Source organism: Tetragenococcus muriaticus DSM 15685 (assembly GCF_000423785.1).
In the GTDB taxonomy this organism is placed as follows: Bacteria; Bacillota; Bacilli; order Lactobacillales; family Enterococcaceae; genus Tetragenococcus; species Tetragenococcus muriaticus.
Map to the genome: position 1 here is coordinate 1 of NZ_AUIQ01000010.1, position 26,254 is coordinate 26,254.

Consider the following 26,254-nt stretch of genomic DNA (forward strand, 5'->3'; position numbering starts at 1 on the left):
ACCATCCGTTTTCAACTATTTCATATTGCTGGAAAAGTCACAGAGCACGCGCGTCAAGTGCAAATTCACTTATCAAGTACAAATGTTTACAATACACTTTTTTGGGAAGTCCTTACACGAATTCAGCGATTGAATCTCTAGTTTACTTTTGCCCTTTTCATCCTTATAAAAAAGGCTTGGCTTTCATTCTCTAGGAAGAATTTTATCTTTTTTTAGCGTCGTTCGATTATCCCTTCCTATTCTTGATTAAAAAGTGGCGATAAAAAGGGAAAATAACATAAAAGTCACCTCGTTGATCGGTCGAATGCGTTATCCACAAATTTTTATAAATCATTCAGGGTTACTTTTTTTCAATACAAAATAGGATAGGTGGACGGTTTTTTTGGTTAATAAATTGATACCTTAAAACATTATATTGTTCCTGGGGCAACTTTTGACAATAATTGTCGAGCATAGTTAACTCTTCTTTACCACCAGCATGTCCATAATAAGAAACAAGTAAAATTCGCCCTTTAGAAACTAAGTGGTTAAGCAAAGTTTCTAGAGCTTGTTTAGTTGTTGTAGGCGTTGTGATCAATTGTTTATCACTTTTAGGCAAATAACCGAGGTTGAAAATTCCTGCTTTGATTGGCTCATTTTCTGCAAGATAATTCTTTAAGTTTTCATGTCCGTCAAAAATTATTTTTGTTTGCTCAGTAAGGCCATCTTCTAGCAAACGTTGTTTGGTTTTATCTAGAGCTTGTTTTTGTACATCAAAGGCATAAACTTTACCATGCGGCTGCACTTTGTTAGCTAAAAATACTGTATCATTGCCATTGCCCATTGTGGCGTCTACTACATGATCATGGTCTGTAAGGACTTCTGCTAATAATGTATGGCTAAACTGTAGGGCATTTTCTATCATTATCGTTTCTTCCTTCCTTAGGTGTGTATATTATGATTTTCTTTTCTGTAAAATCCGGTGCTGTTGTTTAAGATAAATGGGATAGGTCAACAGTAACCAAGTGAGGCTTTCACAATAGCCAGCTAATATATCTGAAGGAAAATGAACTCCCAAATAAATACGGCTAATACCGATGAATAAAATCAAAATGGCTAGACTAGTTTGTAAACATATTCGCCAAGATTTCGATTGAATAAATAAAGATGATAAGAGGAATAATCCTCCATAAAATACCATTGAGGCGGTTGCGTGTCCGCTAGGAAAACTATAACTAGTTTCAGATACTAGGTGTTCTAGTAAAGGACGTTCTCGAGTGAAAAATAATTTTAATAATGGATTCAAAACACCTGCCACGGTAGCGACACTCAGGCTTAACCAGACTGCTGCTTCATATTTTTTTTGGTAAAAAAGGAGCAAAAGCATAGCGAATAAGAGAATAACAATACTTGTTGTACCACCAAGTGGTGTGATCCATAAAAAAAATCTATTCCACTGAGGGTGGAGAGCACGTATTATTGAAGTAAGGGTATTGTCAAACGGTTCTAACCAATGAGGATAAAACTTCACTATATAACTCAAAAAAGCAAAAGTCATGAAAGTAATACTTCCTGCAAGTTGCATATACAATTTTTTATTCATATATAGATCCCTTCGGTTGTTTTAACAGAAATAGTATAGCATATATAATAAGACAGACTAAAAAAAGTGAAATAACTTAGAAAATTTTTTATGTTACAGATAGATTAAAAGAATATTACATTTGTTTTTTGCTTTGATTATAAAAATTCTTCCATGTATAATTGAAATAAATGTAAATGTTTGGGGGAGAAGAAATGAGATCGTCTTTGACTAGGAAAGAACGCAGAAAAATTCAACAGCGTATGACTTTATCTGGCAATTTAAAAAAAGGGGCAGCTGTTGTTGGTACGGTAACAGCCGTTACGGCTGTTAGTCCTTTATTACCGGTACATAATGTACATGCCGAAGAAACTGATAGTAGTGTGGTGGCACCATATGATGCAACAGAGGAAACAGGTAGTGTAGAGACTCAAAATGACGAAACTGTCACAGAAGATGCAAACACTGAACCTGAAGTGAATCGTTCGTACTCAGAAACCGAAGAACAACAACCATCATCGGCTGAGGATCAAACTTCATATGCACAAGGACAAGAGCAATCTCAAACAGCAGATGAAAGGAGCCAATTAGAAGAGCAACAAGAAGGAGAAGAGGCTCCAGCTGAAGAAGACGAGCAATATGCAAATGAAGAAGACCAAATAGCTGAGGAAGAAGCTCAAACAACTGAGGAAGAAGAAACATATGACGCAACAGAAGAAATGGAAGAATTAGAGCTTCCTGAAGATGAAGATGCGCAATTACAAGAAGAAGTAGGTCAACATCCTGGAGACAACAATGGTCCGGCAGTATCAACTTTTTCTTCAAATGCGCCAGAGCCATCTGCTTTTATTGAAGAGCTTGCTGGACATGCTGAATCTGTCGCTGCAGCAAACAATTTGTATGCTTCAGTTATGATCGCTCAAGCTGTTGTCGAAAGTGGATGGGGATCAAGTACGCTTTCTCAAGCACCTAATAACAATTTGTTTGGTATTAAGGGAACTTATAACGGTCAATCTGTGAAAATGCCTACACAAGAATATATTAATGGTAGATATGTCACAGTTAATGCGGATTTTCGTAAATATCCCTCTTACACAGCATCGTTTCAAGATAACGCTGCTTTATTAAGTACAAACCTATATAGTGGCGCTTGGAAAAGCAATACAAGTTCATATAGGGATGCTACTGCTGCCTTAACCGGACTGTATGCGACTGCACCAAATTATAATACTGTATTAAATGGTGTTATTGAAGATTATAATTTGACTCGTTTTGACACAGGAGATTCAGATGGCATTATCGATACTGGAACTGGAAATGACGGAAATTCTAGTGAAGATAATAATAATAATAATGAAGATAACTCTAATAATGAGAATTCTTCGAGCAATAGCGGTTCTAATACGTATACAGTAAGACCAGGAGATTCGGTCTGGTTAATTGCTAATAATAATGGCATTTCAATGGATCAACTACGTAGCTGGAACAATATCCAAAATGACTTTGTATATCCTGGTCAAGAATTGACAGTATCTCAAGGCAATAATTCTAGTGGTTCGAATAATTCCAATAATAGTGGTAGTTCCAATGATAACAATAATTCCTCTAGTAGTGGTTCTGATACGTATACAGTAAGATCAGGAGACTCGGTCTGGTTGATCGCTAATAATAATGGCATTTCAATGGATCAATTACGTAGTTGGAACAATATTCAAAATGATTTTGTTTACCCTGGCCAAGAATTGACAGTATCTCAAGGGAATAGCTCTAGTGGTTCAAATAATTCCAATAGCGGTGGTTCTAGTAATTCTGGCAATAACTCAGGTGGTAGTTATACAGTAAGGTCAGGAGACTCGGTTTGGTTAATCGCCAATAATAATGGCATTTCAATGGATCAACTACGTAGCTGGAACAATATCCAAAATGACTTTGTATATCCTGGTCAAACATTGACAGTGAATAATGGTTCGTCCTCAAATAGGAATACAAATCAATCAAATAATTCATCCAACAACAATCACAGAGTGACAAGTGGCGATAGTTTATGGATGATTTCGCAAGAATATGGCATTGCAATTTCTCAGTTAAAATCCATCAATAATTTAAATTCAGATACAATTTTCATTGGTCAAACATTGAGAGTAAGTTAGTTGTGGTTTAGGAATAAAAGACAAAGCGTGTAGTGGGCATTGTAAAGGCCCTTAGAAGTTAGTCCTAAAGCTTAACTTCTAGGGACGGTTCACACGCTTTATTTCTTTTATGGATACTAATTGAATTTACTTTACTTTTTTGATACGATATATACAATCAATTAACATATGAAACAGGCTGCTAAGGAGTAGTAAAAAGTTTTTCTTTTCAGAGAGTACATGGTAGGTGTAAATGTATAAGGAGGCTTTTGAACTTGCCTTAAAATGTAGTTTTAAAAGCACATACGGCGACGGCCGTTAAAACGTTTGAGGCTGAATAATTTTCAGTAAAAATAGGTGGTACCACGTTTAACGCGTCCTATAAGAAGCTTAGTGCTTCTTATGGGCTTTTTTATTTTTCTAAGGAGGAGTTAACTTGTGAAAACTTACGATCACAAAGCTGTTGAAAAAAGATGGCAAAATTATTGGAAAAAAAATAATACATTCGTTACAACAGAAGATGAACAAAAATCAAAGGCTTATATCATGGACATGTTCCCTTATCCATCTGGACAAGGGTTGCACGTAGGACATCCAGAGGGCTATACAGCGACAGATATTTTAGCGCGTATGAAACGTAGCCAAGGGTATGATGTGCTACACCCAATGGGATGGGATGCCTTTGGTTTGCCTGCTGAGCAGTACGCTTTAGATACAGGAAATGACCCAGCAGAATTTACTCAAAAAAATATCGAAATATTCCGTCGTCAAATTAATTCATTAGGATTTAGTTATGACTGGTCACGTGAAATTAACACAACAGATCCAGAATACTATAAGTGGACGCAATGGATTTTTACTAAATTATATGAAAAGGGCTTAGCCTATGAGGCAGAGGTTCCGGTAAATTGGGTCCCTGAACTTGGAACTGTTATTGCTAATGAAGAAGTTATTGACGGTAAGAGTGAACGCGGAGGCTATGATGTTGTACGTAAACCAATGCGTCAGTGGATGTTGAAAATTACTGAATATGCTGATCGTTTGTTAGATGATTTAGAAGAATTAGATTGGCCAGAAAGCATCAAAGAAATGCAACGGAATTGGATTGGACGTTCTACTGGAGCGGACGTACAATTTAAAGTAAAAGGTACAGATAAGACTTTTACCGTATTTACGACACGACCTGACACTTTGTTCGGGGCAACTTATGCAGTTTTTGCGCCAGAGTTGGAATTAGTGCAAGAAATTACTCCTTCTGATTACAAAGAGGTAGTAGATCAATATGTTGCAGAAGCAGAAAAAAAATCCGAATTGAGTCGTACAGATTTAGCCAAAGAAAAAACAGGCGTATTCACCGGTGCTTATGCTATTAATCCAGCTAATGGAGAGGAAATCCCTATATGGATTGCAGATTATGTACTATCCTCTTATGGGACTGGAGCCATTATGTCTGTACCAGCCCACGATGAACGTGACTATGAATTTGCCAAGAAATTTCAGTTAGCTATTGTTCCTGTATTAGAAGGCGGCGATATCGAAAAAGAGGCCTTTACAGAAGATGGTCCCCATATCAATTCTGGCTTTTTAAATGGTTTGGATAAAAAAGAAGCTATTGATAAAATGATGGATTGGTTAGAAAAAGAAGGGTTGGGACAAAGACAAGTAAGTTATCGCTTAAGAGATTGGTTGTTTTCTCGTCAACGTTACTGGGGAGAACCTATCCCTATTATTCATTGGGAAGACGGGACGCAAACAGCGCTCTCCGAAGAAGACTTGCCTCTGGAATTACCTAAAGCTAGCGATATCAAGCCAAGTGGTACAGGAGCTTCTCCTCTAGCCAATGTTCAAGATTGGGTCAATGTGACAGACCCTAAGACAGGAAAAAAAGGTTATCGGGAAACAAACACTATGCCACAATGGGCCGGCAGTTCTTGGTATTTCTTACGTTTTGTCGATCCACATAATAAGGGCGCTCTAGCAGATTATGACCATTTAAAAAGATGGATGCCTGTAGATGTTTACATTGGCGGAGCTGAACATGCAGTTTTACATTTGTTATACGCGCGTTTTTGGCATAAATTCTTATATGATATAGGCGTTGTACCAACCAAAGAGCCTTTCCAAAAATTATACAATCAAGGAATGATTTTAGGGACAAATAGTGAAAAGATGTCGAAATCTCGCGGAAACGTTATAAATCCTGACGATGTCATTGAGCAGTATGGGGCTGATACTTTACGACTTTATGAAATGTTTATGGGACCTCTAGATGCTTCTGTTGCTTGGAGTGAAAATGGCTTAGAAGGAAGCCGTAAATTCTTAGATCGTGTATGGCGTTTATGCGTGGATGAAAGTGGGAAAATGCGTGATCGTATTACAACAATCAATGATGGTTCGTTGACTAAAGTTTATAATCAAACAGTTAAGAAAGTAACAGAAGATTTTAAAAATCTACGGTTTAACACGGGGATTTCTCAGCTGATGGTTTTTGTAAACGAGGCGAATAAAGTTGATTCGCTTTATTATGATTATGTTGCAGGTCTTGTCCAATTATTAGCACCTGTAGCTCCTCATTTAGGTGAAGAATTGTGGGCTATCCTTGGCAATGAAGGAGGTATTTCTTACGTATCTTGGCCAACTTATGATGAGTCAGCTTTACAAGAAGAGCAAGTGGAAGTTATTTTACAAATTAACGGAAAAGTAAGAGCAAAAGTACAAGCTTCTGCCGAAGCTTCTAAAGAAGACTTGGAAGAGTTAGCAAGAAATAATCCGAATATTCAAGAACATTTAACGGATAAAACGATCCGTAAAGTGATTGTTGTGCCGAACAAAATTGTCAATATCGTAGCCAATTAACAAAACTAAAAGACACAAGCATTATACACCTATCTATTGGGCTGGGCTGCTTGTGTTCTTAGTATAATAAATATAAAAAAAGCGAAGCTAGAAACTAGCTCCGCTTTTTCTTTTTCTTATTCTTCTGCTTCGTAGTTGATATCAACATTGCCATTTACTGCTTTTGAGTAAGGGCAGATACCGTCAGTTTCTTTCATATATTTCAAAGTATCTTCTTTAGAAACACCATCGATTTTGCCAATCACTGTAACTTCTAAATGAAGTGTTGTATGGTCATCTGGTAAATCACCGTATAAAGCAACTTCTGCACGGATTGTACGGTTACGATCTCCTAAACCATCGCGATCTAATGGGAATTGAATCGCTCCATTAAAGCAAGCAGAAAGTCCCGCAGCAAATAGTTCTTCAGGATTTGTGTAGCCTTTTTTATTTGTTCCAGTTGTTTTTACTTCAAAGTCACCATTTAAGGACCTACTTACACCTTCACGTCCGCCCTCATTAATTACAGTTGAAACAGACATTTTGTTACTCATGAATCGACACTCCTTTGTGTTTTTTTGTTACAGTTTTACTATAGTATAAAAAACATAAGAAGAGAAATAAAATGCTTGTTATTTGGTATAATAAAAAGTCTGGAATCATAAAAAAGTGATTTTTGCCTTAGCGCACAGTAAATGATTCAAAAAATTTATTTTTTTGAATGGGCTAATCCCAAAAATAACGTTGAGGTAGCGACAATAGGGAAAAATAACACGAATACAAAACCAAAAGGTAAGGATGAACGGGTGTAATTTTCAATAGTTCCTTGGGCAAGGATAGCTGCTAAAAGTTTCCAGCCCAAGTACGTCATGAAAAAAAGAACGAGCGTGACTCCGATAAAAAACAGTAATTTTTTGTGTTTAGCAGACATAAAAATACTCCTTCAAATTGTTGTTATATTAATTATACAAGAAAAAAGGATGAAAGATAAGGCGGTTTCTTAAGAAAAATAAAATGTAATAAAAATGAAATAATTAATTTTTATTTGCTTCGTCAATCAACCGTTTAACAATATGAAAGTCACCTTCATAGAAAACTTCTTTTCCTCGAAACTTCATCATTTTTTCGGTTCCTTTTCCAGCAATAATGACGGTGTCTTTACCTTCTGCTTGATTAAAAGCTGAGGAAACAGCAGTAGCTCGGTCAAGTTCTAGTTGAACATTGACATCTAAGTTAGTGATAGCTGCTTTGATCTCTGCTGCAATATCTTGAGGATCCTCGAAATCAGGATCATCACTGGTTATAATTGCAACATCTGCACACTCTGATAAGGCTTTACCAATGTCAGGTCTTCGTGAAATAGCTTTACCTCCAGCACTTCCTGTGACAATAATGAGACGGCCTTTGGGTCTTAGCTGGCGGGCAAAATGACCGAGGGCATGAATACTAAGATAGTTGTGCGCATAATCGACAAAAATGAACGCTCCATTAGGCTTTTCTAATAAATTCATACGGCCAGGGATCTGAGCTAAGGGTAAACTTTCTTGACATATTTGCTGTGAAACATTAGCTAATCCGCAAACTAAGATGGCTGCTACAGCATTTTCATGATTAAATTGACCAAATAAAGATAACTGATAGTTTCCGTTGACCTTTAAAGAATCTTTATTTTTAGCAGTGAGGTTAAATGTTCGCTCCTCTGCTTTATCTGTTAGGAGATAACTACCTGTTTCACGTCCATAAGTATATAAAGGAATCTGATAATCCGTACAAGTTTGTTTTAAACGTGTGAATTGATCACTTTCTTGGTTAATAACCATTTGTTTGCTATTTAGCAATAATTGTCTTTTACACTGAAAATAGTCTTCAAAAGTTGGATGTTCGATTGGACTAATATGGTCAGGGCTAATATTTAAAAAGACTCCAGTTTCGAAAGTAAGGTTATAAACACGCTGAGTTTTATAGGCTTGCGATGATACTTCCATCACTAAATGCGTGAGTCCATTCTCACAAGCAATGGCCATTTGCCGATACAGATCAAGAGCTTCCGGTGTTGTTAATGTTGAAGGAAAAAGAGTTTTTCCGTCTAATGTTGTTTCTTCTGATGAAAATAAAGCAACTTTTTTGTTGAAAGCGTCATCGAGTATTTTTTTGACAAAATAAGCGGTTGTCGTTTTTCCCTTAGTGCCTGTAATGCCAATTTTATATAATTTATCTTGGGGATTCCGATAAAAATATTGCGCAACTACAGCCATCGCTTTCCGAATATTGGTGACAAGAATAGCTTGAGCAGAGCTTTCATATTTTATTTCAGAAACATAAACTTTTACTCCTTTACTAACTGCATCATGCAAAGAAGCGGCGTTAAAATGGAGCCCCTTGCAGAAAAAAAGCGTGTACTTTGCTAAATCACGTGAATCGTAAGAAAGATAAGTAAAGCTTTGGTTGTTTTGTTTCGTCTTTTCATTGGGCGCTTGCAATAAATTTTTTTCATTTAAAATCTGATAAAGTTGTTCCAAAGTCATTGAATACATCGTGGCACCTTGCTTTCTAGTTCCAAACTTCTCAATTATTATAGCATATGAGAAAGCAAACAGGTATTTTAGCTAAGATTTTTTAATGAAAGATAACGCTTTTTAAAAATAGTTTGCGCTAACTGGCGTTTCGAATTAAAATAGGAACTATGTATAAGGAAAGTTGGAGAAGATAAGCATGATGAATAATAAAGATCCCGAAACTCCAGAATTAACAAACGAAGATAAGATGGCTCGTGGTTCTGCATGGATGACTATAGGAAATATTGGTTCACGGCTTTTAGGCGTCATTTGGGTTTTGCCTTGGGTTTATTGGCTCGGTGATAATTATTTACCAGCAAACGCTTTGTTTAATATGAGCTATAATATTTACGCTTTATTTTTAATGATTTCAACTGCAGGGCTGCCTTCTGCGATTGCTAAACAAGTTTCTTATTATAATTCAATAAATGAATATAGAGCTAGCCAAAAACTTTTTATGCGGGCTATGCAATTAATGTTAGGATTAGGAGCTTTTTTTTCAGTTCTTATGTATTTTGCAGCTCCAGCGTTAGCAAGAAATGCTGGTGGAGGAGTTGAGTTAATTCCTTCTATGCGTTCATTAAGTGTAGCAATCCTTGTTATTCCACTGATGAGTGTTATTCGTGGCTATTTCCAAGGACTACAAAATATGGCTCCCTACGCCATTTCTCAATTAGTTGAACAAGTCGCTCGTGTTTTCTATTTGTTAACTGCTACATTTATTATTATGCGATTAGGAAGTGGAGACTATGTTGCTGCAGTGACGCAGTCAACGTTTGCCGCTTTTATCGGAGCGTTAGCCAGCATTGCTGTGTTGGTTTACTATTATAGAAAAGAAAAAGCTAAGATTGACATCTTAGTTGATATGAGCCCAGGAAATGTTAAAGTGAATACAACAAGATTGTTGTTACAAACTATCCGAGAAGCGGTTCCTTTTATCATTGTTGGCTCAGGGATTACGATTTACAAATTAGTTGATCAGTATACTTTTATTAGCACCATGGAACGTTTTACTGAATATTCTAATCAGCAATTACAGTCCTTATTTGCTTTATTTAGTGGAAATCCAGATAAACTAGTAATGGTCGTGATTGGTTTGGCAACTTCTTTAGCTACGGTAGGCCTACCTTTAGTTACTGAAGCTTTTGCTAAAAAAGACAGTCCTGCTTTAGCTAAATTGGTAAGTAACAATCTGCAGTTATATACGTTTGTTATGTTTCCATCCACGTTTGGAATGATGCTATTAGCTTACCCTTTAAATACGTTGTTTTATCAACCGAATCGCTTAGGTGCAAGCTTGTTAATTGCAGTAAGTTTTTCTGGTTTACTCTTAGGATTATTTATGCTGACTTCAAGTATGTTACAAGGAATTTACGAAAATCCTTCGGCTGTTCTTTATTTTGTGATTGGACTAGCTGTTAAATTTTTGGCACAGACCGTAATGATTTATATGCTAGAATCTTATGGTCCTGTAGTTTCCACTATACTTGGTTTTAGCATTACTTGTTTTTTGAATTTACGTAAATTGCATCAAAAAACTGGATTTAATATCGGTTTGACGCTTCGTCGTGTAGTACTTATCTTTTTGTTGTCCATGGTTATGGTTGTTTCTGCTGCAATTGCGCGTGGCGTTTTTGGAATGGTGTTTACACAAGAGCAAAAAACACAATCTTTTGTGTTAATCGTACTTGTTGCTATTGTAGGTATAGTAGTCTACCTTTACACGACGTTGAAAGTCCGTTTAGTTGATAAACTTTTAGGTGCAAGAGTAGCCTCATTGCGGACAAAATTAAAGATAAAGTAGTATTGATCAATAAATTCGAAAATCGTATTGGTTTTCGAACTTTCTTTTAGGAGGAAAAGATTTGCGTTTAGATAAATATTTAGCCAATATGGGATTTGGTTCTAGAAAAGAAGTTAAAAAACTGATAAAAAATAAACGAGTAGCCGTAAATGAAAAAATAGAGACCGTAGATAAATATCAAGTGAACGAGCAGGAAGACCATGTGACTTTAGATGGGGAAGAAATTATCTATCAAAAGTACTTTTATTATATGCTCAATAAACCGGCAGGGGTTATCACTGCAACAATAGATGATTTTGAACCGACTGTTTTAGATATTTTTTCTGACCAAGATTTTCGTATGGACCTTAGCCCAGTGGGACGATTAGACAAAGATACCGAAGGATTGCTTATAATAACCAATGATGGAGCGCTTTCTCATCGCTTGCTTTCGCCCAAAAAACATGTAGAAAAAGAATATTTAGCCAAGATTGATGGCATTATGACTTCTGCAGATGCTGACCGTGTTGCTAGTGGTATGCAAATTGATGGAGGCGAAGTCTGTTTGCCAGCGAAACTAATAATTGATGAAGTAGATGAAAAAAACGAGGAGACAACAATTCGTTTAGTCCTTCAGGAAGGAAAGTTTCATCAAATAAAACGTATGATTTATACTCTAGGAAAAGAAGTTATGTATTTGCAGCGTATCCGTATGGGTCAGCTATATCTAGACGAGCAATTAGATCTTGGAAGTTATCGTGAGTTAACCGAAGAAGAAATGATGCTATTAGAACGAAAATAAACAAATTAAAAGAGGCCCGGTTCCGCAGTTATTGTAAGCTTTTCTTGAGTAAAAGGATGGAATAATTCCATTTCATAAGCATGCAAAGCTAGGCGAGGGGCCTTTTTGTTTTGATATAGAGGGTCTCCTATAACAGGATGACCGATACTTGCTAAATGAACTCGTATTTGGTGAGTTCTACCTGTAGTAAGCGTGCAATAAATTTCGCTTGTATTTTTGTGCATTTGATAGACATTTATTTGAGTTGTAGCTGGTTTTCCGCCCTTGGGGTCGATAATTCGTTTGCGGCGGTCATGGCGATCGCGTCCAATTTTTTTATTAATCGTACAATCACTGGATAATTTTCCCCAAACAGTCGCTTGGTAACGTCGATGAATTTTCTTTTTTTCTAAAAGTCTACCTAAAATAGGGAGGACAAGTGGATTTTTAGCAAATAGTATTATTCCTGATGTTTCCTTGTCTAAACGATGGACAACATAAGGTTGTGTTCCCTGATCAGATAAATAAGCAGTTAAATCATTTAAAAGCGTCCCTGTTTCTGTAGGTTGATTCGGATGCGTTTTGACTCCAGCTGGTTTATTAAGTACAATTAAATGCTCGTCTTCGTATAAAATATGGAGGTTTTCTTTCAATCCACTGTTTACTTTTTGATAGGTGTAGTCTGATTCTTCGATTCGTAGAGTGATGAGGTCATTCGCATACACAAATTCATGAAATTTTATTGGCTGATGATTGCGCCAAACATTCCTACGAATTCGCAAAAAATGACGTACTTTTCGCGGAATAAGCCAATCATTTTCTAATAATTCACGAAGGGTTACCGTTTTTTGAAAAGCAGGTAGAGTTATTGAATAGTCCATCTCATTCTTCCTTTCTATTTTGCTATTATATCATGTTTAACTCTTTTTTAATAAAAAAGTAAGCAAATGCAATAAGATAAATGATAAAATGTATGGGATTTATAAATGAAAATACATCGTAAGCAGTATTTGTACAAAAAAGAAGTATGCTACACTGATTAGCAGGAGGGAAAAGCAATGGATTTTCAGCGCTTTTTTGGTGCAGTAAAAAAGTATTTATCATCATTTTGGGCATGGCTGAAACCATATCTTGTACAGTTTCATCACTGGCGCAAGCGTATTTGGAAAAAATATCATGTCAATAAAATATTATTATTAATTGGTTTAATTGTTATTTTAGTTATGAGTATTTACCTTTTTTATACAGCTAAAACAACGAAAGTTCAAGAATTAAAAGCAGGTTTGCAAGAAGAGACAGTTATTTATGATAAAGATAATAATGAAGCAGGTAGTGTTTCTTCGCAAAAGGGGACTTACGTGGGAGTAGAAGATATGTCTCCTTATGTGGTGGATGCGGTTGTTTCGACTGAAGATCGTGATTTTTACCAACACCATGGTTTTGATATTAAAGGAATCGCACGAGCGGGTCTGCGTATGATTGTTAGAAGAAATACCTCTGGCGGCGGAGGGAGTACAATTACGCAACAATTAGCTAAGAACGCTTATTTGTCGCTCGATCAAACGTTTAATCGTAAAGCAAAGGAATTATTTTTAGCGATTGAGATCGAAAAAAACTACAGCAAAGATGAAATTATGTCTATGTATTTAAATAATTCTTATTTTGGTAATGGCGTTTGGGGGATTCAAGACGCAGCACAAAGGTATTTTGGTGTTGATGCTGTTGATTTAACTGTGGGAGAATCAGCGACCATTGTAGGAATGTTAAAGGGCCCTTCATTATATAATCCGATAGATAATCCGGAAAACGCGACCGCACGACGCGATACGGTTTTGCAATTGATGGTAGATAACGAGACGTTGTCAGCTGAAGATGCACAGCAAGAAGAACAAGTAGCAATGGATAGTTTAGTGAATGACAACTATCAGCAAGAAGAAGAAGGCTACCAGTACCCTTATTATTTTGATGCAGTTATTGAAGAAGCAGAAGAAAGATACGATATCAATGCAGATGATCTCATGAATCGTGGGTATAAAGTTTATACTGCTCTTGACACAAACTTTCAGGATGGTATGCAAGAAGTTTATGACAATAACGGCTATTTTCCTAGCGATGCTTCAGATGGAACGATGGTTCAATCTGGATCCGTAGCTGTTGACCCTGAAACAGGAGGGATACAGGCGATGGTAGGTCGGCGCGGAGAATATACCTTTAGAGGATTTAACTTTGCTACTGATATGAAACGTTCACCTGGCTCAACAATAAAACCACTAAGTGTTTATACTCCAGCGCTTGAAGCAGGATATATGCCGGATAGTGTGTTAAAAGATGAACCACAAGATTACTATGAGGCAGAAAATTATAGCGGTGACTATTCTGGTGAAGTTCCTATGTATCAAGCAGTAGCACAAAGTTTAAATTTACCAGCTGTTTGGTTATTACATGAAATGGGTATAAGTAAGGGATATAATAAGACAGAAGAGTTTGGTCTTGATCTAACAGAATCCGATCAATATTATGGTTTAGCACTAGGTGGTTTAGAGTATGGAACCTCTCCTATGGAAATGGCGGGGGCCTATAGTACTTTTGCTAATGGAGGGACTTTATACTCCCCGCATTTTATCACTAAAATTATTGATGCTAATGGAGCTGTAATTGTTGATAACACGAATCCTGAGGGAGAAAAGATTATTTCAAATGAAACATCGAATGAAATGAATAGTATGCTTTTAGGTACGTTTTCAAATGGCACAGCGGCTAATGCCAACCCCTATGGATACACGGTAGCTGGTAAAACAGGGACCACTGAAACAAATTATGACCCTGAGCAGAATAACGACCAATGGATTATAGGTTATACGCCGGATACGGTTATTTCTACTTGGCTTGGATTTGAAGAGTCAGAAAAAGATCATACATTTAGTGGTACTAGTGGAGAAGTTGTTGGTCAAGTTTTTAAAGCGCAAGCAGAAAATATGCTTCCTTATAGTAATAATACACCATTTGAAGTGGCTAATGCTTATAACACTGATGGAGAAGTTACAACTTCTTCGGACGCTGAGGATGATTCATCAGATGAAGGTGAAAATAATTGGCAAGATGGAGTTGACCAGTTTACTGATGATGCTAAACAAGGATTAGGAGAATTCAGTGAAAGAATAAAGCAAGGCGGAGAGGACCTTATTCGCGGTTTTAAAGAACGTTTTAACTAAGTGCTGCGGTGTATCTAAGAAGTTATTCCCAAGCGCAACATAAACAGCTAACTAACGTTTGTCTTCATACAAGCTTAGCCATGTTAGCCAATCAAAGTTGAACATGTTACAATTAAGTAAATAAAGAAAAAGTGAGGAAAAATTTATGGCAAATATTTATGATACAGCGAATCAATTGGAAGGAGAAATCCGTGAATTAGATCAGTTTAAAGAGTTAAGCGCGTCTTTTGCAGAACTGAAAAAAAATGAGACAGCGTACCTTTTATTTAAAGAATTCCAATCTTTCCAACAAGAACTACAACAAAAGATGTCGCAAGGAGAAGACATGACGGACGAAGATGCACAAAAAGCACAAGAATTAGCTCAAAAAGTGCAACAAGAACCGTTGATCAATGATTTAATGCAAAAAGAGCAAGACTTTAGTACAACAATCAATGATTTAAACCGTGTTATTATGACGCCATTAAGAGAATTGTACGAAGGATAAAATAAAAAAAGCTGGGATGAAGCTTTTCAATGATGTTGGTAAACATACCAATCGTCAAAGCTTCCCCCAGTTTTTATTATACCTAAGCAACACCTAGATAAAACCAGCGGAATACCAAGGTGAAATACAGGTGTGTGCTGAGTCAGAGAGAGTATTAATAAGGCTTACAATAATTTTTACTAAAAAATGGAACTATTTGATTCTTGTTATTTCCAGAATTGATACCATTTTTTATTTTTTTGTTGTTTTAAAGAGGCTAATTCTGACTCGAGAGCTTCTTTTTCTTGCTGCATTGTTTCAGTTTGCTGTAATTGTTCTTTTAATTGCATAAGTTGTTCGTCTTTTTGCTGTAGTTTTTCGTCAACCTCTTCTTCTTCTTTTTTTGTATCAGTATCTTCTTCTTTAGGAGCCTCAATTGATGAGTATTGACGCAATTCTTTAATTATTTTTTTGTCTTCTGCATTAAGTTGTTGTTGTTGATCCACTAGTTTATGTAATTGGTCAATTTGTTCATCTTTTCTACTTAATTGATCAATCAGATAATCGAACGAAGGGTTCACTTGGGATTCTGCATCATTTTCCTCTTGGTTTTCTTTAATGTCATCGCCTAAGTCATCAACAATTTTTTGGATACCAGAATTAAGCAAGTAAATCGTATTATTTTCTTTAAAATAATCTTCTTCTGGTAGTTTTTTATAACGATAAATAATCTTATCTCGTGATACGTTTAGTTCGTTTGCCAATTGTGTTAGTGTTTTCTTTGTCTCTTCCGACATCTTGTAAGTCTCCTTTTATTTAATTAATTTCCTAGGTAATATCGAAGGATCGCCTAGGTAAAATCTTATCATATTTTTTTATAAAAAACGATAGTTTATTTTCAGAGAGATTTTTATGTATAAAAAAGCGAAAGTTTGTTCGCTTTTTGCTGACTTCTAAATAAAAAAATGCTAAAATAAGGGATAAAGGAGGTTTGCTATGTTACGTTTTATTCATTGTGCGGATTTACACTTTGATCGCCCTTTTGAAGGATTACACTTGGTTGCTGATAAAGCAAAAGAATTACCTAGGGAAAACGAACAAGTGCTACATAACATTGTAACGCTTGCTATAAAAGAGTCGGTTGATTTCTTACTTTTTGCTGGAGATACTTTTCACCAAAATCGACCTAGCTTGAAAACACAACAACAGTTTTTTCAACAAATCGAACGACTTAATGAAGAAAGAATACCCGTTTATATGATTTTTGGAAACCATGATTTCTATGAAAAAGAGCGCTATTGGTTTGATTTTCCAGCAAATGTACATTTATTTAAAGAGGAAAGTGTTCAAACGATGACTGGTTATACAAATAACGGTCAATCCTATGCAATTAGTGGTTTTAGTTATTTGCATCCGCAAATAAGTCAAACTAAAGTGAATGAGTTTCCAATAAAACAAGCGGACTATCACTTGGGTATGTACCATGGGGATATGGCAAGTGAGAATTTTGCCCCTTTTCAAATACAAGCTATGAAACATAAAAATTATGACTACTGGGCGCTGGGTCATATTCATGTTCCGACGACACTTTCAGAAGAAGCGGCTATTTTATATGCTGGGACACCACAAGGACATACACAAAAAGAAGAACAAGCAGGAATTCAACTTGTCACTATAAAAGAAGGAACTACCACATGGCAAAGCAAAGATGTTTCTGCTGTTCAATGGAAAAAGAAAGAAATATCTTTGTCAGGCGTTCAGAAACAAAAGGCTGTTTTAGATAACATTGTCGCTTCTTTTGAAACTTCGGAAAAAGCTTTGGTTAAGTTAAACTTGAAAAATACGACATTGTTACCTCAAAATTGGTTACAAGAAAGAGAAATGATAGAATTACTTGATTATGTTAATGAATATTTAGAAAAACATCATTTTCAACAACTGGTATATCAAATTGATACAAAAGAAGAAAGCACCAGTGAAAAAATAACAATTTCTGCAAACAAAGAACTAATTGAACATTTATACGCTACATATCAGCAACAAGATGTATTTTTTGAAACGATAAATGAGCTTGTTAACTATCCTTTAGCACAACAAGCTATACCATTAGAAACATTACAAGAAGAAGCGTTTGCTCAAATGCAAAAGCAATTAAAAAGCGAATTTAGTTGGAGGAAGCTAGATGGAAGTAAAGAAAGCTGAAATTACGGGATTTGGTCATTACCGTAATCAAGTATTTGAATTTTTGTCTGGTAATCAACTTTTTTTTGGTGAAAATGAAGTAGGGAAATCGACGCTTTATCAATTTATTTTGGCCATGCTTTTTGGCTTTCCCAAAAAAAGTAGTAAAAAAAGGGATTATACGCCAAGAGATGGCGCTGCCTACGGAGGACGACTTTGGCTAATAGTTAAGCCATATGGGCAAGTCGTTATTGAGCGTTATCGAAAAGTTAATCGAGGCAAGGCAAAGGTATTTATTGATGGAGCGGAAAAAGACGGAAAAATTTTAGAAGAGATCTTAGCTCCTTTAAATCGATCGGTTTTTCAGGAGGTTTTTACTTTTCAACAAGAACAACTTTCCCAAATTGATCATTTACAAGAAGAGGAATTGCAAGCGTCTTTAATATCTTTGGGGATAACGGGTAGTCAACAACTAGTCGAAAAAATACAAAACTACCAAAAAGAAAATCAGCGTCTATTTAAGCCCCGAGCTAAAAAATTAACATTAAACCAACAGTTAACAAAATGGCAAGAGTTAAGAGAAACTATCCAGCAACAAGAAGCTGAAGAAAGTAATGTTCAAAGAGCTTACCAACAGATTTCAGATTTTGATCAAAAGTTGCAGGCATTATCTACTGAGCAAAAGGAATTACAGACAGAAGAAAAAGATTTAAACCAAAAAAAATCGCACTGGTCATTGTATGAAGAATGGCATGAACTCCGTGCTATGAAAAAAAGTGAAGTAACAGAACAAGAAGGAAAAGAACTTCGCCAATTTTACCATGAGTATCAAAATCTTACTGAAAAGATTCAAAAAAAAGAAGATGAGTTAGCACAGCTTGAACAAGGCCAGGAGTCAGATCGTTACTTTTTTTATTTAGATCATGAAAAAGAAATACAGGATTTATTACACTTAGACATCCCTATTATGCGGTTGATTGATAATGAACAGAAATATTTACAAGAAAAAGAAGAACTTGAACAAGTATTTTCTCGCTTACAACAAAAATGGGGATGGTCAGATCAAACGCCTCCGCAAAAGCTAAACAGCTCTGTTGAGACGACGCTAAATAATGTGGAACAATCATATGAACAATTCAACCAAAAAAAGTTGCAAATTGAATGGTTAAAAGAAAGAAAACAGTCAGTCGAAGAGGAAGTAGATCAATTAGAACAAAAGTATCCTGAGTTATTAGATCCCAGTAATACGCAAAAAAATTCTTTTCTTATGACTTCCAGCTTTAGTATTGGTATTGTGGCAGTGATTGCGGGCTTCTTTTTAACGATGCCATTTAATTTAATTGCTTTTATTGTAGGCATTATTTGTGCAAGCATTGTTTCAGTAAAAAGTTATCGAAAAAGAAATCCATCTACCCAAGTCAAACCATCTTGGCAAGAAAAGCTGTTACAATTAGATTCCCATGCAGAAGAAATAGCAAAAGAAGAAGAGAATCTAAAAAGGCTGCAACAACAAATACAAGAAGAAGAAGGAAAATTAACAAGCATTTTTAAAGCCACCAACACTACTCAAAACTGGCGAGATTTGGTTCAGTCTTATCGTAGTGATCAAGAAAAATTTGAACAAGCAGTATCAAATTATAACTCTTTACAAAAGCAATTGACAGCAATACAAGAGCAACGAGAAGAATTAGAATCTCGCTTTCAATTTTTAGCAGAGTGGGTACCGTTAGCAAATAAAGATTTGCAAGCAAAAAAAGAAGCAGTTGAAGAGTTTGCTTCCCAGATGCAAGAAACGAAAATGAGCCGCTTGCAACAACCTAGCACATTACTTGCTCAGCAGTTAAAGCAACATAAGGAAGAAAGAAATAACTTATTCGCCGAGTATTCTGCTCTGTTGGAAAAATTTGGGTTAGAACAGCCGACAGAAATTCCATTATGGTTAAAACAATGGGAAAAGACACAAAAAAACTTTGAAAGAAAAGAAGAACTAGCGGCTATTTTACAGCCCATTTTTCCTAAAGATATTACCTATACACAATTGGAACAATATTTAGCTGAAAAAAAAGCTAGACAAGAGGAGGTTCAAGAAAAGATGAATCAGCTGCTTGAAGAAAAGCAGCGTCTACAGTTACAAGTAGAACGATTACAAAAAAATGGCACTTTAGATGCGTTATATCAAGAAGAAAATCGTATGCTTTCTGAAATCTATGAAACAGCTTTGAAGTGGAGCACGAATCAGTTACTTATTGCTTTTTTGAATGATTTGGCAACGGAGTTATCCGAACAGCAATTGCCGCAGTTGCTTAAGCAAACTTCTTATTATTTTGCTTTATTAACTGATCAACATTATCAAAAAGTAACATTAGACAATGGGCTGATTCATGCTGTTTCTAAAGATGAGGACTTTGCAATTTATGAACTATCAACAGGCACAAAAGATCAATTAATTATGGCTACTCGCTTTGCGTATCTCTTTATGCAAAAAGAGCGCAGTATTTCTCCAGTTATTATTGATGATGGTTGGCTTCATTATGATAGTAAAAGAAAAGAGAATTTGGCAAAGTTGCTTAGCGATTTTGGCAAAAATTATCAAGTAATCTGTTTGTCTTCAGATCAGGAAATGATGAATTATTATCGAAGTTTCAACCAGTCTGTTATTAAATTTTAAATAAAGGATGTGAAAGGTGAGGATTGTTTTAGTAAACAATCAGCCGAAAAGATGAAAAAAATTCGCGATTTAGTTGTAGACGAGGAATTTCAAGGATTTGTTTTAATTAAAAATGCAGATGTACGTGTGGCAAAAAACGGCAAAACATTTCTTGCTTTTACTTTTCAAGATACTTCCGGCTCTATTGATGGAAAATTTTGGGATGCGTCAAATGAGGAAATTCAACGTTTTGAAGCCGGCCGTGTGGTTCATTTAACGGGGAAAAGAGAAGTTTACCAAGGGAATCCTCAGATGAAAATTTATAAGCTGCGATTGACGAACCCTGAAGAACCGAATGATCCGCAATTGTTTATGGAAAGAGCACCTATAAAAAGGGAAGCAATGGAAGAAGAACTTAATCAAGTCTTATTTGAAATTACGAATCCACATTGGAACCGTATTGTAAGATTTTTATTGAATAAATATAAGCAAGAATTCTTTGAATATCCTGCAGCAAAAAAGAACCATCATGCATTTGTTGGGGGGTTAGCTTATCACACCACAACGATGTTACACCTAGGTAAAAGCTTGGTAAAAGAATATCCTCAGTTAAATGCTTCTTTGTTATATGCTGGGATTATTTTACATGACCTAGGTAAAGTCATTGAGTTAAGTGGTGCTTTGACAACCGAGTATACGACAGTAGGTAACCTTGTAGGACATCTAGTTTTAGTAGATGAAGAGATTACGCAAGCATGTTTGGCGCTAAATATAGAACAAAATTCAGAGGACATTATAGTATTGCGACATATGGTCTTAGCACATCACGGGCAGTTAGACTACGGCTCACCAGTACGTCCTCGTATAAGGGAAGCAGAAGTTTTACATCAAATTGATAATATTGATGCTTCTATGCAAATGTTAACAAACGCCATTTCTAAAACAGAAGCTGGCGAATATACTGAACGGATTTTTGGATTAGAAAATCGGAGTTTTTACGTCCCACGAAATGTAGAATAAAAAAATTTCCCGAGAGGTTAAAAATGCTTCTCGGGAAATTTTTCGTTTGTTGTCAAAGAATTATTCACTTGAATTTTCTGTTTCTTCTGTGGATTGTTCTTCAGAAGAATTTTCTGAAGAGTTGCTTGACTCTTCTTGATTTCCTGTTGCGTCAGTAAATTGCGTTAAAATATCACTGAAAGCTTCGTCTTGAATTCTTACATTAGCGTCTTGTAATTCTTCCCCAATAACTTGTGTAGTGAACTCTTGATCATTGATTTGATTGTCGGTAGCAATTTCTTGGATTTGCTCTTCGTACTCTTCCATGTCTTCGCCTTTATCTTGGTTTTCGTTCATTCTTAGGATATAGAAACCACTTCCGTATTCAGAACTGACTTCAATGGGATCAGTTATCTCACCATCTTCTAAATCCCAAGCTTGTTCTTTAACCTCGTCAGGGACTTCTTCGGCTGAAGTTGCTGAATCAAAAGTCACTGTTCCTTCATTATCTGCTGAAGGAGCGACAGAGTTTTCCTCGGCTATTTCACCAAAATCAGCGTCGTCTTCTTCTACCTGATCTTTGACTTCGTTAGCTTCATCTTCAGACGTAACCGCGATTAATTGTGCTTCGACTTCTGGGTGATAAGAGTTCCAAGCTTCGTTTAAATCATCCTCGGATAAATTGACATGATCTTCTAATCCTTTTTGTACAGCTAAGCTTTCTCTATAAGTTTCTTCTAGCTCACTTCGGCTCATTTGTGAGGATTCTAATTGTTGATTTAAGGTATCTTCATCGCCAAATGTGTCTTCGATTTGTTGATCTACCTCATCATCTGAGACTTCGTCTCCATATTTTTCAGTAAAAACTTGTGAGATAATCATATCTAATACGATTTGTTGGTTATTTTGGTCTGTCTTCGCCCTATCGTAAAAGTCTCCTACAGTGATTTGTTCCCCTTCCATTGTAGCAATTTCATCCTCTGAATCTGAACTGTCAGAACAAGCAGCTAAACCTAATATGCTAATTAGACCAGTAAGCGATAAAATAAAGTTTTTCTTTTTCATGCACGTATACACTCCTGTGTTCTATAAATTGAATGTTAACAGGACTTACTATACCACAGTTCTTTTTCATTTGGGAAGCTTTAATAAAAACTTTTTATATGGCTTAATCCTTACTTTCTGAAATGTTCTCAGAAAAATCAGTAATATGTGTTTGCATTTCTTGAACCTGCTCATTTATACGCTCAATACGAGGTTCTGCTTGAAACTGGAAACTCTCAATATCTTTTTGCAAGGAGTTCATTACTGTAGGAATCGTTTCTTGAATTGTTTCTTGAGTATGGGACATTTCTTGACCAAAATGTTTCACACTTTGTTGTAATTCTTTAGCCGAGATGGTAGCCTCATCCAATGAACCGCTAACTTCATCTACATAGTCTTTTAATAACTGTTGAGTTGCTTTGCCACTTCTTGGAGCCCACAGTAATCCACCAATACTACCAAGACTCGCTCCGAAAAGGACTCCCTTTATAAAATTTTTAAACATCTCCGTTCACCTGCACTTTAATTTTTTGGGCGGTCTCTGTCATTTCATCTTGCGTCCATTGTTCTGAATGATCACCGAAATGCATAGAAAAATCATCGTCTTTTCCATAACGAGGAATCAAATGAATATGAGAATGGAAAACTGATTGATAAGCTACTTCACCATTATTATTAATAATATTGAGTCCTTCTATTTCAGGAAAAGCTGTTCGTAATGCTTGAGCGATTTTAGGTAGGCGTGTGGACAGGTCTGTTGCGAGTTGCTTATCATATTCGAAAATATCACTGACATGTCTTTTAGGAATAAGTAACGTATGCCCCTGTGTGACTTGTGACATATCTAAAAAGGCATATACTTTATCATCTTCATACACTTTATAATTAGGGATCTCTTGGTCTTTGATTTTACAAAAAATACAATCTGTCATATCATATAACCTCCTTTTTGTCTTAATCTTACTTTACCATATTTTTTAAAGGGAAAACATGAATCCGCTAATTTTGATGTTGACGATAAGAAAAGAACTTACAAGTTAATAGTTGAAAGAAAACGGATTTATCAGTACAATGGTTTGAGAATAAACAAGGGGGAAATAAAAAAGATGTCAGTTTTGACTTTAGCAGATACTGCAGAAAAGGTTACCTTAGCTTTAAGAGTAAAAGATCGTGATAAAATGATTGATTTTTATCAAGGTCTTATTGGCTTTAATTTAAAACAGGAAGAAAACACTTTGGCCATTTTAGGCGTGAAAGAAGACAATACTCAACATTTATGGTTGGAAGAAAGTCCAAGAGCGGAAGAACGCTTTGGTGAGGTGAAAAAGTTACAAAAGGCTACTTTAACAGTCCCTAGTGTAGAAGAAATAAGCGATTTATATCAACGACTCAAGGAAGCATCTTACCCTATTGTACAAGCGTCTTATGATGAGGGTGTACGTTTAGCAGTGGATGATCCAGAAGAAAATCGTCTGGAAGTTTTAGCTACAAATGAAGAAAATAAAGTGGAAAATGAGGAGCAACTTTTGGCATTAGCTTCTGGTAACTTTACTGGGTTAACAAAAGGAGCGTCATTTCAACAAGTATATTTGAATGTTACTGTTCCGCAAAAAGAAGAAAACTTTTTGCAAGATCACCTAGGGTTTTACCTAGGTGAAAACGGAAAGGCAAATTCAGAATTCGATATCAGTTTATATAGTTCTGATAGCCATGCTGTTGATATGGATAATTCTGATGTTTTAGGGCTTGAAATTATTCGGTTTGTCGTGCCAAGTGAGATTTTTAATTCTCTAGAAGAACATCTTACAAATAAAAATCAAACGTTTTATATAGATAAGAAAAAATCTCTTCTAACAGTTTATGACCCAGCTGGAGTGGAATGGTGGTTTGTTCGCAAAAATGATAAAGAAAGTTGATCTTTAGTTTATTAGGTACCAGTGTCTAGTGTAAAGAGTAACCATTTTTGTTGGTTTAATCCAATAAAAATGGTTACTCTATGTTTTTTTATGAATTTAAAAGGAGCAGCCATGTACCCAAAAACACAAAATAAAATTTATGATGGATGGAAAAACCAGACTTTTTCTGGAGCGGTTTATTGTTTTATTGCTCAAGGGAAAGAAGAAATAAAAGTGCTAGGGGATGCTTCCCTCGTGCCTAAAAAAGAAAAAATGACACAAAAACATTTATTTGATGTGGCTTCTTTAACGAAAGTGGTATGTACGACAACTGTTGTATTACGTTTGCTAGAAAGACAAGTCATTGACTTAGATGCTCCCTTACAAAAGTACTTGCCACAATTTCAGGATCAACGAGTAACATTGCGTCATTTACTAACTCATACAGCAGATCTCAATTCATGGATCAGTCACCGTAATCAATTGTCAAAAGAAGAGCTAAAACAAGCTTATTTATCTATTCAAGCGGGGAGTATGTTAGGTAAAAGAGTACAATATACGGATACTGGTATGATTTTATTAGGCTTTATGTTAGAAGAAATCTTTCAAGAAAACGCGTCTTCTATTTTCCAAAAAGAAGTGTTAACGCCGTTACAAATGGACCATAGCGGATTTTTTCCTAAAGAGACAAATAAAATTGTTCCTACCGAACAACTTGCTCCTGGAAAAATTTTAAGAGGAGAAGTTCATGATCCTAAAGCACGTATTTTAAAAGAACATGCGGGAAATGCTGGTTTATTTACTACAGTAGAAGACCTTGCGTGTTTTGTTCGTATATACTTACAGAAAACAAATTTTCTAGAGAAGCAGACGATCCGCTTATTATTGCAAGATCAAACGCCATTGAAAAATGGCACTAGAAGTTTAGGTTGGGATCTTAAAGATAAGAACAAAGTTTTATTTCATACCGGTTATACTGGAGCGTTTTTAGCTGTTGATCCCATAGCCCAACAAGCGTTTATTTTTTTATCGAATCGCATTCATCCTTTTGATTACAAAGCGAGTTATATTCGTTATCGTGACGAATTAATTGATTGTTACTTAAAAGAAAAAAATACACTTAATATGTTATAATTAAATAGACTATATCCAAAAAGAGGTGGAATTATGGAACCATTGTTTATGGAACCAGTGTTTCAAGAAAAAATTTGGGGGGGAAACTCGTTACATACGGAGTTTGGCTTTGAACTTCCCAATGAAAATATTGGGGAAGATTGGGCGATTAGTGCTCATCCTCATGGTGTTAGCACGATTCAAAATGGTCCTTTTAAAGGACAAACTTTGGATCAACTCTGGCAAGAACATCAGGAATTGTTTGGTAATCAACATGGAGATACTTTTCCGTTATTAGTTAAGATTTTGGATGCAGCAGATGATTTGTCGGTCCAAGTTCACCCAGACGATGCCTATGCTTTAAAGCACGAAGGTGAATTTGGAAAAACAGAGTGCTGGTATATTATTGATGCTAAACCAGGGGCGCAAATTATTTATGGTCATACGGCTAGAACACGCGAAGAATTAGCCCAAATGATTCGAGAAGAACGTTGGGATGAATTATTCCATAAGGTCACTGTTAAAAAGGGAGATTTTTTTTATGTCCCAAGTGGAACTATTCATGCCATTGGTGCTGGAATTATGATTTTAGAAACACAGCAAAGTTCAGACACTACTTACCGAGTTTATGATTACGATCGTCAAGATGACCAAGGGAATACTAGAGAATTGCATATCGAACAATCCGTAGATGTGACCACAGTACCAGCTCGGGATACAACCTTAAATATTTCAGAAACTAAGCATGGAAAATCCTCAGTGATCACCTACTTACAAACAGAATTTTTTAATATATATGAATGGCAAGTTCATGGCACCTTGCAGTTGTATCAACAAGCACCTTACACATTGGCTACAGTGACTGATGGTTACGGAAAGTTACTTGTAGATGGTAATGAGTATGAATTGACGATGGGAACAAGCTTTATTTTACCTAATGAAGTTAAAAGCTGGGAATTACAAGGTGAAGCAACGTTGATTGCTTCTGAACCTGGAAAAAAGAAGTAAAATGAAAAATAACGCAGAAATCAATTTTAGCCCATTGTTTTTCTG

23 protein-coding genes and 1 other annotated feature are annotated in these 26,254 nt (G+C 35.8%); of the genes, 13 read left to right on the forward strand and 10 right to left on the reverse strand.

Annotated elements, in window-relative coordinates; genetic code table 11:
• Positions 1-141, forward strand: a 141-nt coding sequence (locus tag G577_RS12565) for a transposase (protein ID WP_211219221.1), incomplete at its 5' end; no start/stop codon positions are given.
• Between the two features lie 199 nt (positions 142-340).
• On the opposite strand, the gene mnmM is transcribed toward G577_RS12565, so the two are convergent.
• Both mnmM and G577_RS0102780 read right to left on the reverse strand, forming a co-directional pair.
• Positions 341-904, reverse strand: coding sequence for a tRNA 5-(aminomethyl)-2-thiouridylate-methyltransferase MnmM (gene mnmM / locus G577_RS0102775; RefSeq protein ID WP_028789862.1), 564 nt, complete (start codon positions 902-904; stop codon positions 341-343).
• Between the two features lie 30 nt (positions 905-934).
• Positions 935-1,582, reverse strand: a complete 648-nt coding sequence (locus G577_RS0102780) for a phosphatase PAP2 family protein (protein ID WP_028789863.1) — start codon at positions 1,580-1,582, stop codon at positions 935-937.
• Between the two features lie 194 nt (positions 1,583-1,776).
• Here G577_RS0102780 and G577_RS10935 point away from each other — a divergent pair, with 194 nt between their 5' ends.
• Together G577_RS10935 and leuS are read left to right on the forward strand one after the other, a co-directional pair.
• Positions 1,777-3,711: a LysM peptidoglycan-binding domain-containing protein gene (locus G577_RS10935; RefSeq protein ID WP_038027585.1), complete on the forward strand. Its 1,935-nt coding sequence runs from the start codon at positions 1,777-1,779 to the stop codon at positions 3,709-3,711.
• 169 nt (positions 3,712-3,880) lie between these two features.
• Positions 3,881-4,075, forward strand: a binding site (T-box leader).
• Between the two features lie 53 nt (positions 4,076-4,128).
• Positions 4,129-6,546, forward strand: coding sequence for a leucine--tRNA ligase (leuS, locus tag G577_RS0102795; protein ID WP_028789864.1), 2,418 nt, complete (start codon positions 4,129-4,131; stop codon positions 6,544-6,546).
• A 116-nt stretch (positions 6,547-6,662) separates the two neighbouring features.
• Here leuS and G577_RS0102800 read toward each other — a convergent pair whose 3' ends face one another.
• From G577_RS0102800 to murE, 3 genes are all read right to left on the reverse strand, one after another.
• Positions 6,663-7,079, reverse strand: a complete 417-nt coding sequence (locus G577_RS0102800) for an Ohr family peroxiredoxin (RefSeq protein WP_028789865.1) — start codon at positions 7,077-7,079, stop codon at positions 6,663-6,665.
• Positions 7,080-7,234: 155 nt separating this feature from the next.
• Positions 7,235-7,456, reverse strand: a complete 222-nt coding sequence (locus G577_RS0102805; RefSeq protein WP_038027586.1) for a hypothetical protein — start codon at positions 7,454-7,456, stop codon at positions 7,235-7,237.
• Between the two features lie 103 nt (positions 7,457-7,559).
• Positions 7,560-9,059 carry a UDP-N-acetylmuramyl-tripeptide synthetase gene (gene murE, locus G577_RS0102810; RefSeq protein WP_028789867.1) on the reverse strand — a complete coding sequence of 500 codons (1,500 nt, stop codon included), beginning with the start codon at positions 9,057-9,059 and terminating at the stop codon, positions 7,560-7,562.
• Positions 9,060-9,237: 178 nt separating this feature from the next.
• Between murE and G577_RS0102815 the strand changes: the two genes are divergently transcribed.
• Complete coding sequence (locus G577_RS0102815) at positions 9,238-10,884, forward strand: putative polysaccharide biosynthesis protein (RefSeq protein WP_028789868.1); 1,647 nt, start codon at positions 9,238-9,240, stop codon at positions 10,882-10,884.
• Positions 10,885-10,945: 61 nt separating this feature from the next.
• Entirely contained in the window at positions 10,946-11,665 is a 720-nt protein-coding gene (locus G577_RS0102820; protein WP_028789869.1) for a pseudouridine synthase, read from the forward strand.
• Between the two features lie 5 nt (positions 11,666-11,670).
• Here the strand turns inward: G577_RS0102820 and G577_RS0102825 are convergent, their stop codons facing one another.
• Positions 11,671-12,525, reverse strand: a complete 855-nt coding sequence (locus G577_RS0102825; protein WP_028789870.1) for an RluA family pseudouridine synthase — start codon at positions 12,523-12,525, stop codon at positions 11,671-11,673.
• 177 nt (positions 12,526-12,702) lie between these two features.
• Here G577_RS0102825 and G577_RS0102830 point away from each other — a divergent pair, with 177 nt between their 5' ends.
• Positions 12,703-14,856 (forward strand): PBP1A family penicillin-binding protein, encoded by a 2,154-nt coding sequence (locus G577_RS0102830; RefSeq protein WP_028789871.1) that lies wholly within the window; start codon positions 12,703-12,705, stop codon positions 14,854-14,856.
• Between the two features lie 145 nt (positions 14,857-15,001).
• A complete protein-coding gene (locus tag G577_RS0102835; protein WP_028789872.1) occupies positions 15,002-15,343 on the forward strand; it encodes a YlbF/YmcA family competence regulator in 342 nt (113 codons plus the stop codon).
• 206 nt (positions 15,344-15,549) lie between these two features.
• Here the strand turns inward: G577_RS0102835 and G577_RS0102840 are convergent, their stop codons facing one another.
• Positions 15,550-16,119 (reverse strand): hypothetical protein, encoded by a 570-nt coding sequence (locus G577_RS0102840; RefSeq protein ID WP_028789873.1) that lies wholly within the window; start codon positions 16,117-16,119, stop codon positions 15,550-15,552.
• A 199-nt stretch (positions 16,120-16,318) separates the two neighbouring features.
• Between G577_RS0102840 and G577_RS0102845 the strand changes: the two genes are divergently transcribed.
• Genes G577_RS0102845 through G577_RS0102855 form a run of 3 tightly spaced genes read left to right on the forward strand, consistent with a single transcriptional unit; the run spans position 16,319 to position 21,170 of the window.
• Positions 16,319-17,524: a metallophosphoesterase family protein gene (locus G577_RS0102845; RefSeq protein ID WP_028789874.1), complete on the forward strand. Its 1,206-nt coding sequence runs from the start codon at positions 16,319-16,321 to the stop codon at positions 17,522-17,524.
• Positions 17,505-20,171, forward strand: a complete 2,667-nt coding sequence (locus tag G577_RS0102850; protein ID WP_028789875.1) for an ATP-binding protein — start codon at positions 17,505-17,507, stop codon at positions 20,169-20,171. Before G577_RS0102845 ends, G577_RS0102850 begins: the two co-directional genes overlap by 20 nt.
• Positions 20,172-20,222: 51 nt before the next feature.
• Entirely contained in the window at positions 20,223-21,170 is a 948-nt protein-coding gene (locus G577_RS0102855) for a 3'-5' exoribonuclease YhaM family protein (RefSeq protein ID WP_028789876.1), read from the forward strand.
• A 60-nt stretch (positions 21,171-21,230) separates the two neighbouring features.
• On the opposite strand, the gene G577_RS0102860 is transcribed toward G577_RS0102855, so the two are convergent.
• The 3 genes from G577_RS0102860 to G577_RS0102870 form a co-directional block, all read right to left on the reverse strand.
• Positions 21,231-22,214 (reverse strand): peptidylprolyl isomerase, encoded by a 984-nt coding sequence (locus tag G577_RS0102860; RefSeq protein ID WP_028789877.1) that lies wholly within the window; start codon positions 22,212-22,214, stop codon positions 21,231-21,233.
• 103 nt (positions 22,215-22,317) lie between these two features.
• On the reverse strand, positions 22,318-22,698 hold the full coding sequence (locus G577_RS0102865) for a YtxH domain-containing protein (RefSeq protein ID WP_028789878.1): 381 nt from the start codon (positions 22,696-22,698) through the stop codon (positions 22,318-22,320).
• On the reverse strand, positions 22,691-23,125 hold the full coding sequence (locus tag G577_RS0102870) for an HIT family protein (protein ID WP_028789879.1): 435 nt from the start codon (positions 23,123-23,125) through the stop codon (positions 22,691-22,693). The genes G577_RS0102865 and G577_RS0102870 overlap by 8 nt, the downstream gene beginning before the upstream one ends.
• A gap of 174 nt (positions 23,126-23,299) precedes the next feature.
• Here G577_RS0102870 and G577_RS0102875 point away from each other — a divergent pair, with 174 nt between their 5' ends.
• From G577_RS0102875 to manA, 3 genes are all read left to right on the forward strand, one after another.
• Positions 23,300-24,109, forward strand: a complete 810-nt coding sequence (locus G577_RS0102875; RefSeq protein WP_038021835.1) for a VOC family protein — start codon at positions 23,300-23,302, stop codon at positions 24,107-24,109.
• Positions 24,110-24,220: 111 nt separating this feature from the next.
• Positions 24,221-25,222, forward strand: a complete 1,002-nt coding sequence (locus G577_RS0102880; protein WP_028789881.1) for a serine hydrolase domain-containing protein — start codon at positions 24,221-24,223, stop codon at positions 25,220-25,222.
• Between the two features lie 33 nt (positions 25,223-25,255).
• A complete protein-coding gene (gene manA / locus G577_RS0102885; protein WP_028789882.1) occupies positions 25,256-26,209 on the forward strand; it encodes a mannose-6-phosphate isomerase, class I in 954 nt (317 codons plus the stop codon).
• The last annotated feature ends 45 nt before the right edge of the window (positions 26,210-26,254 follow it).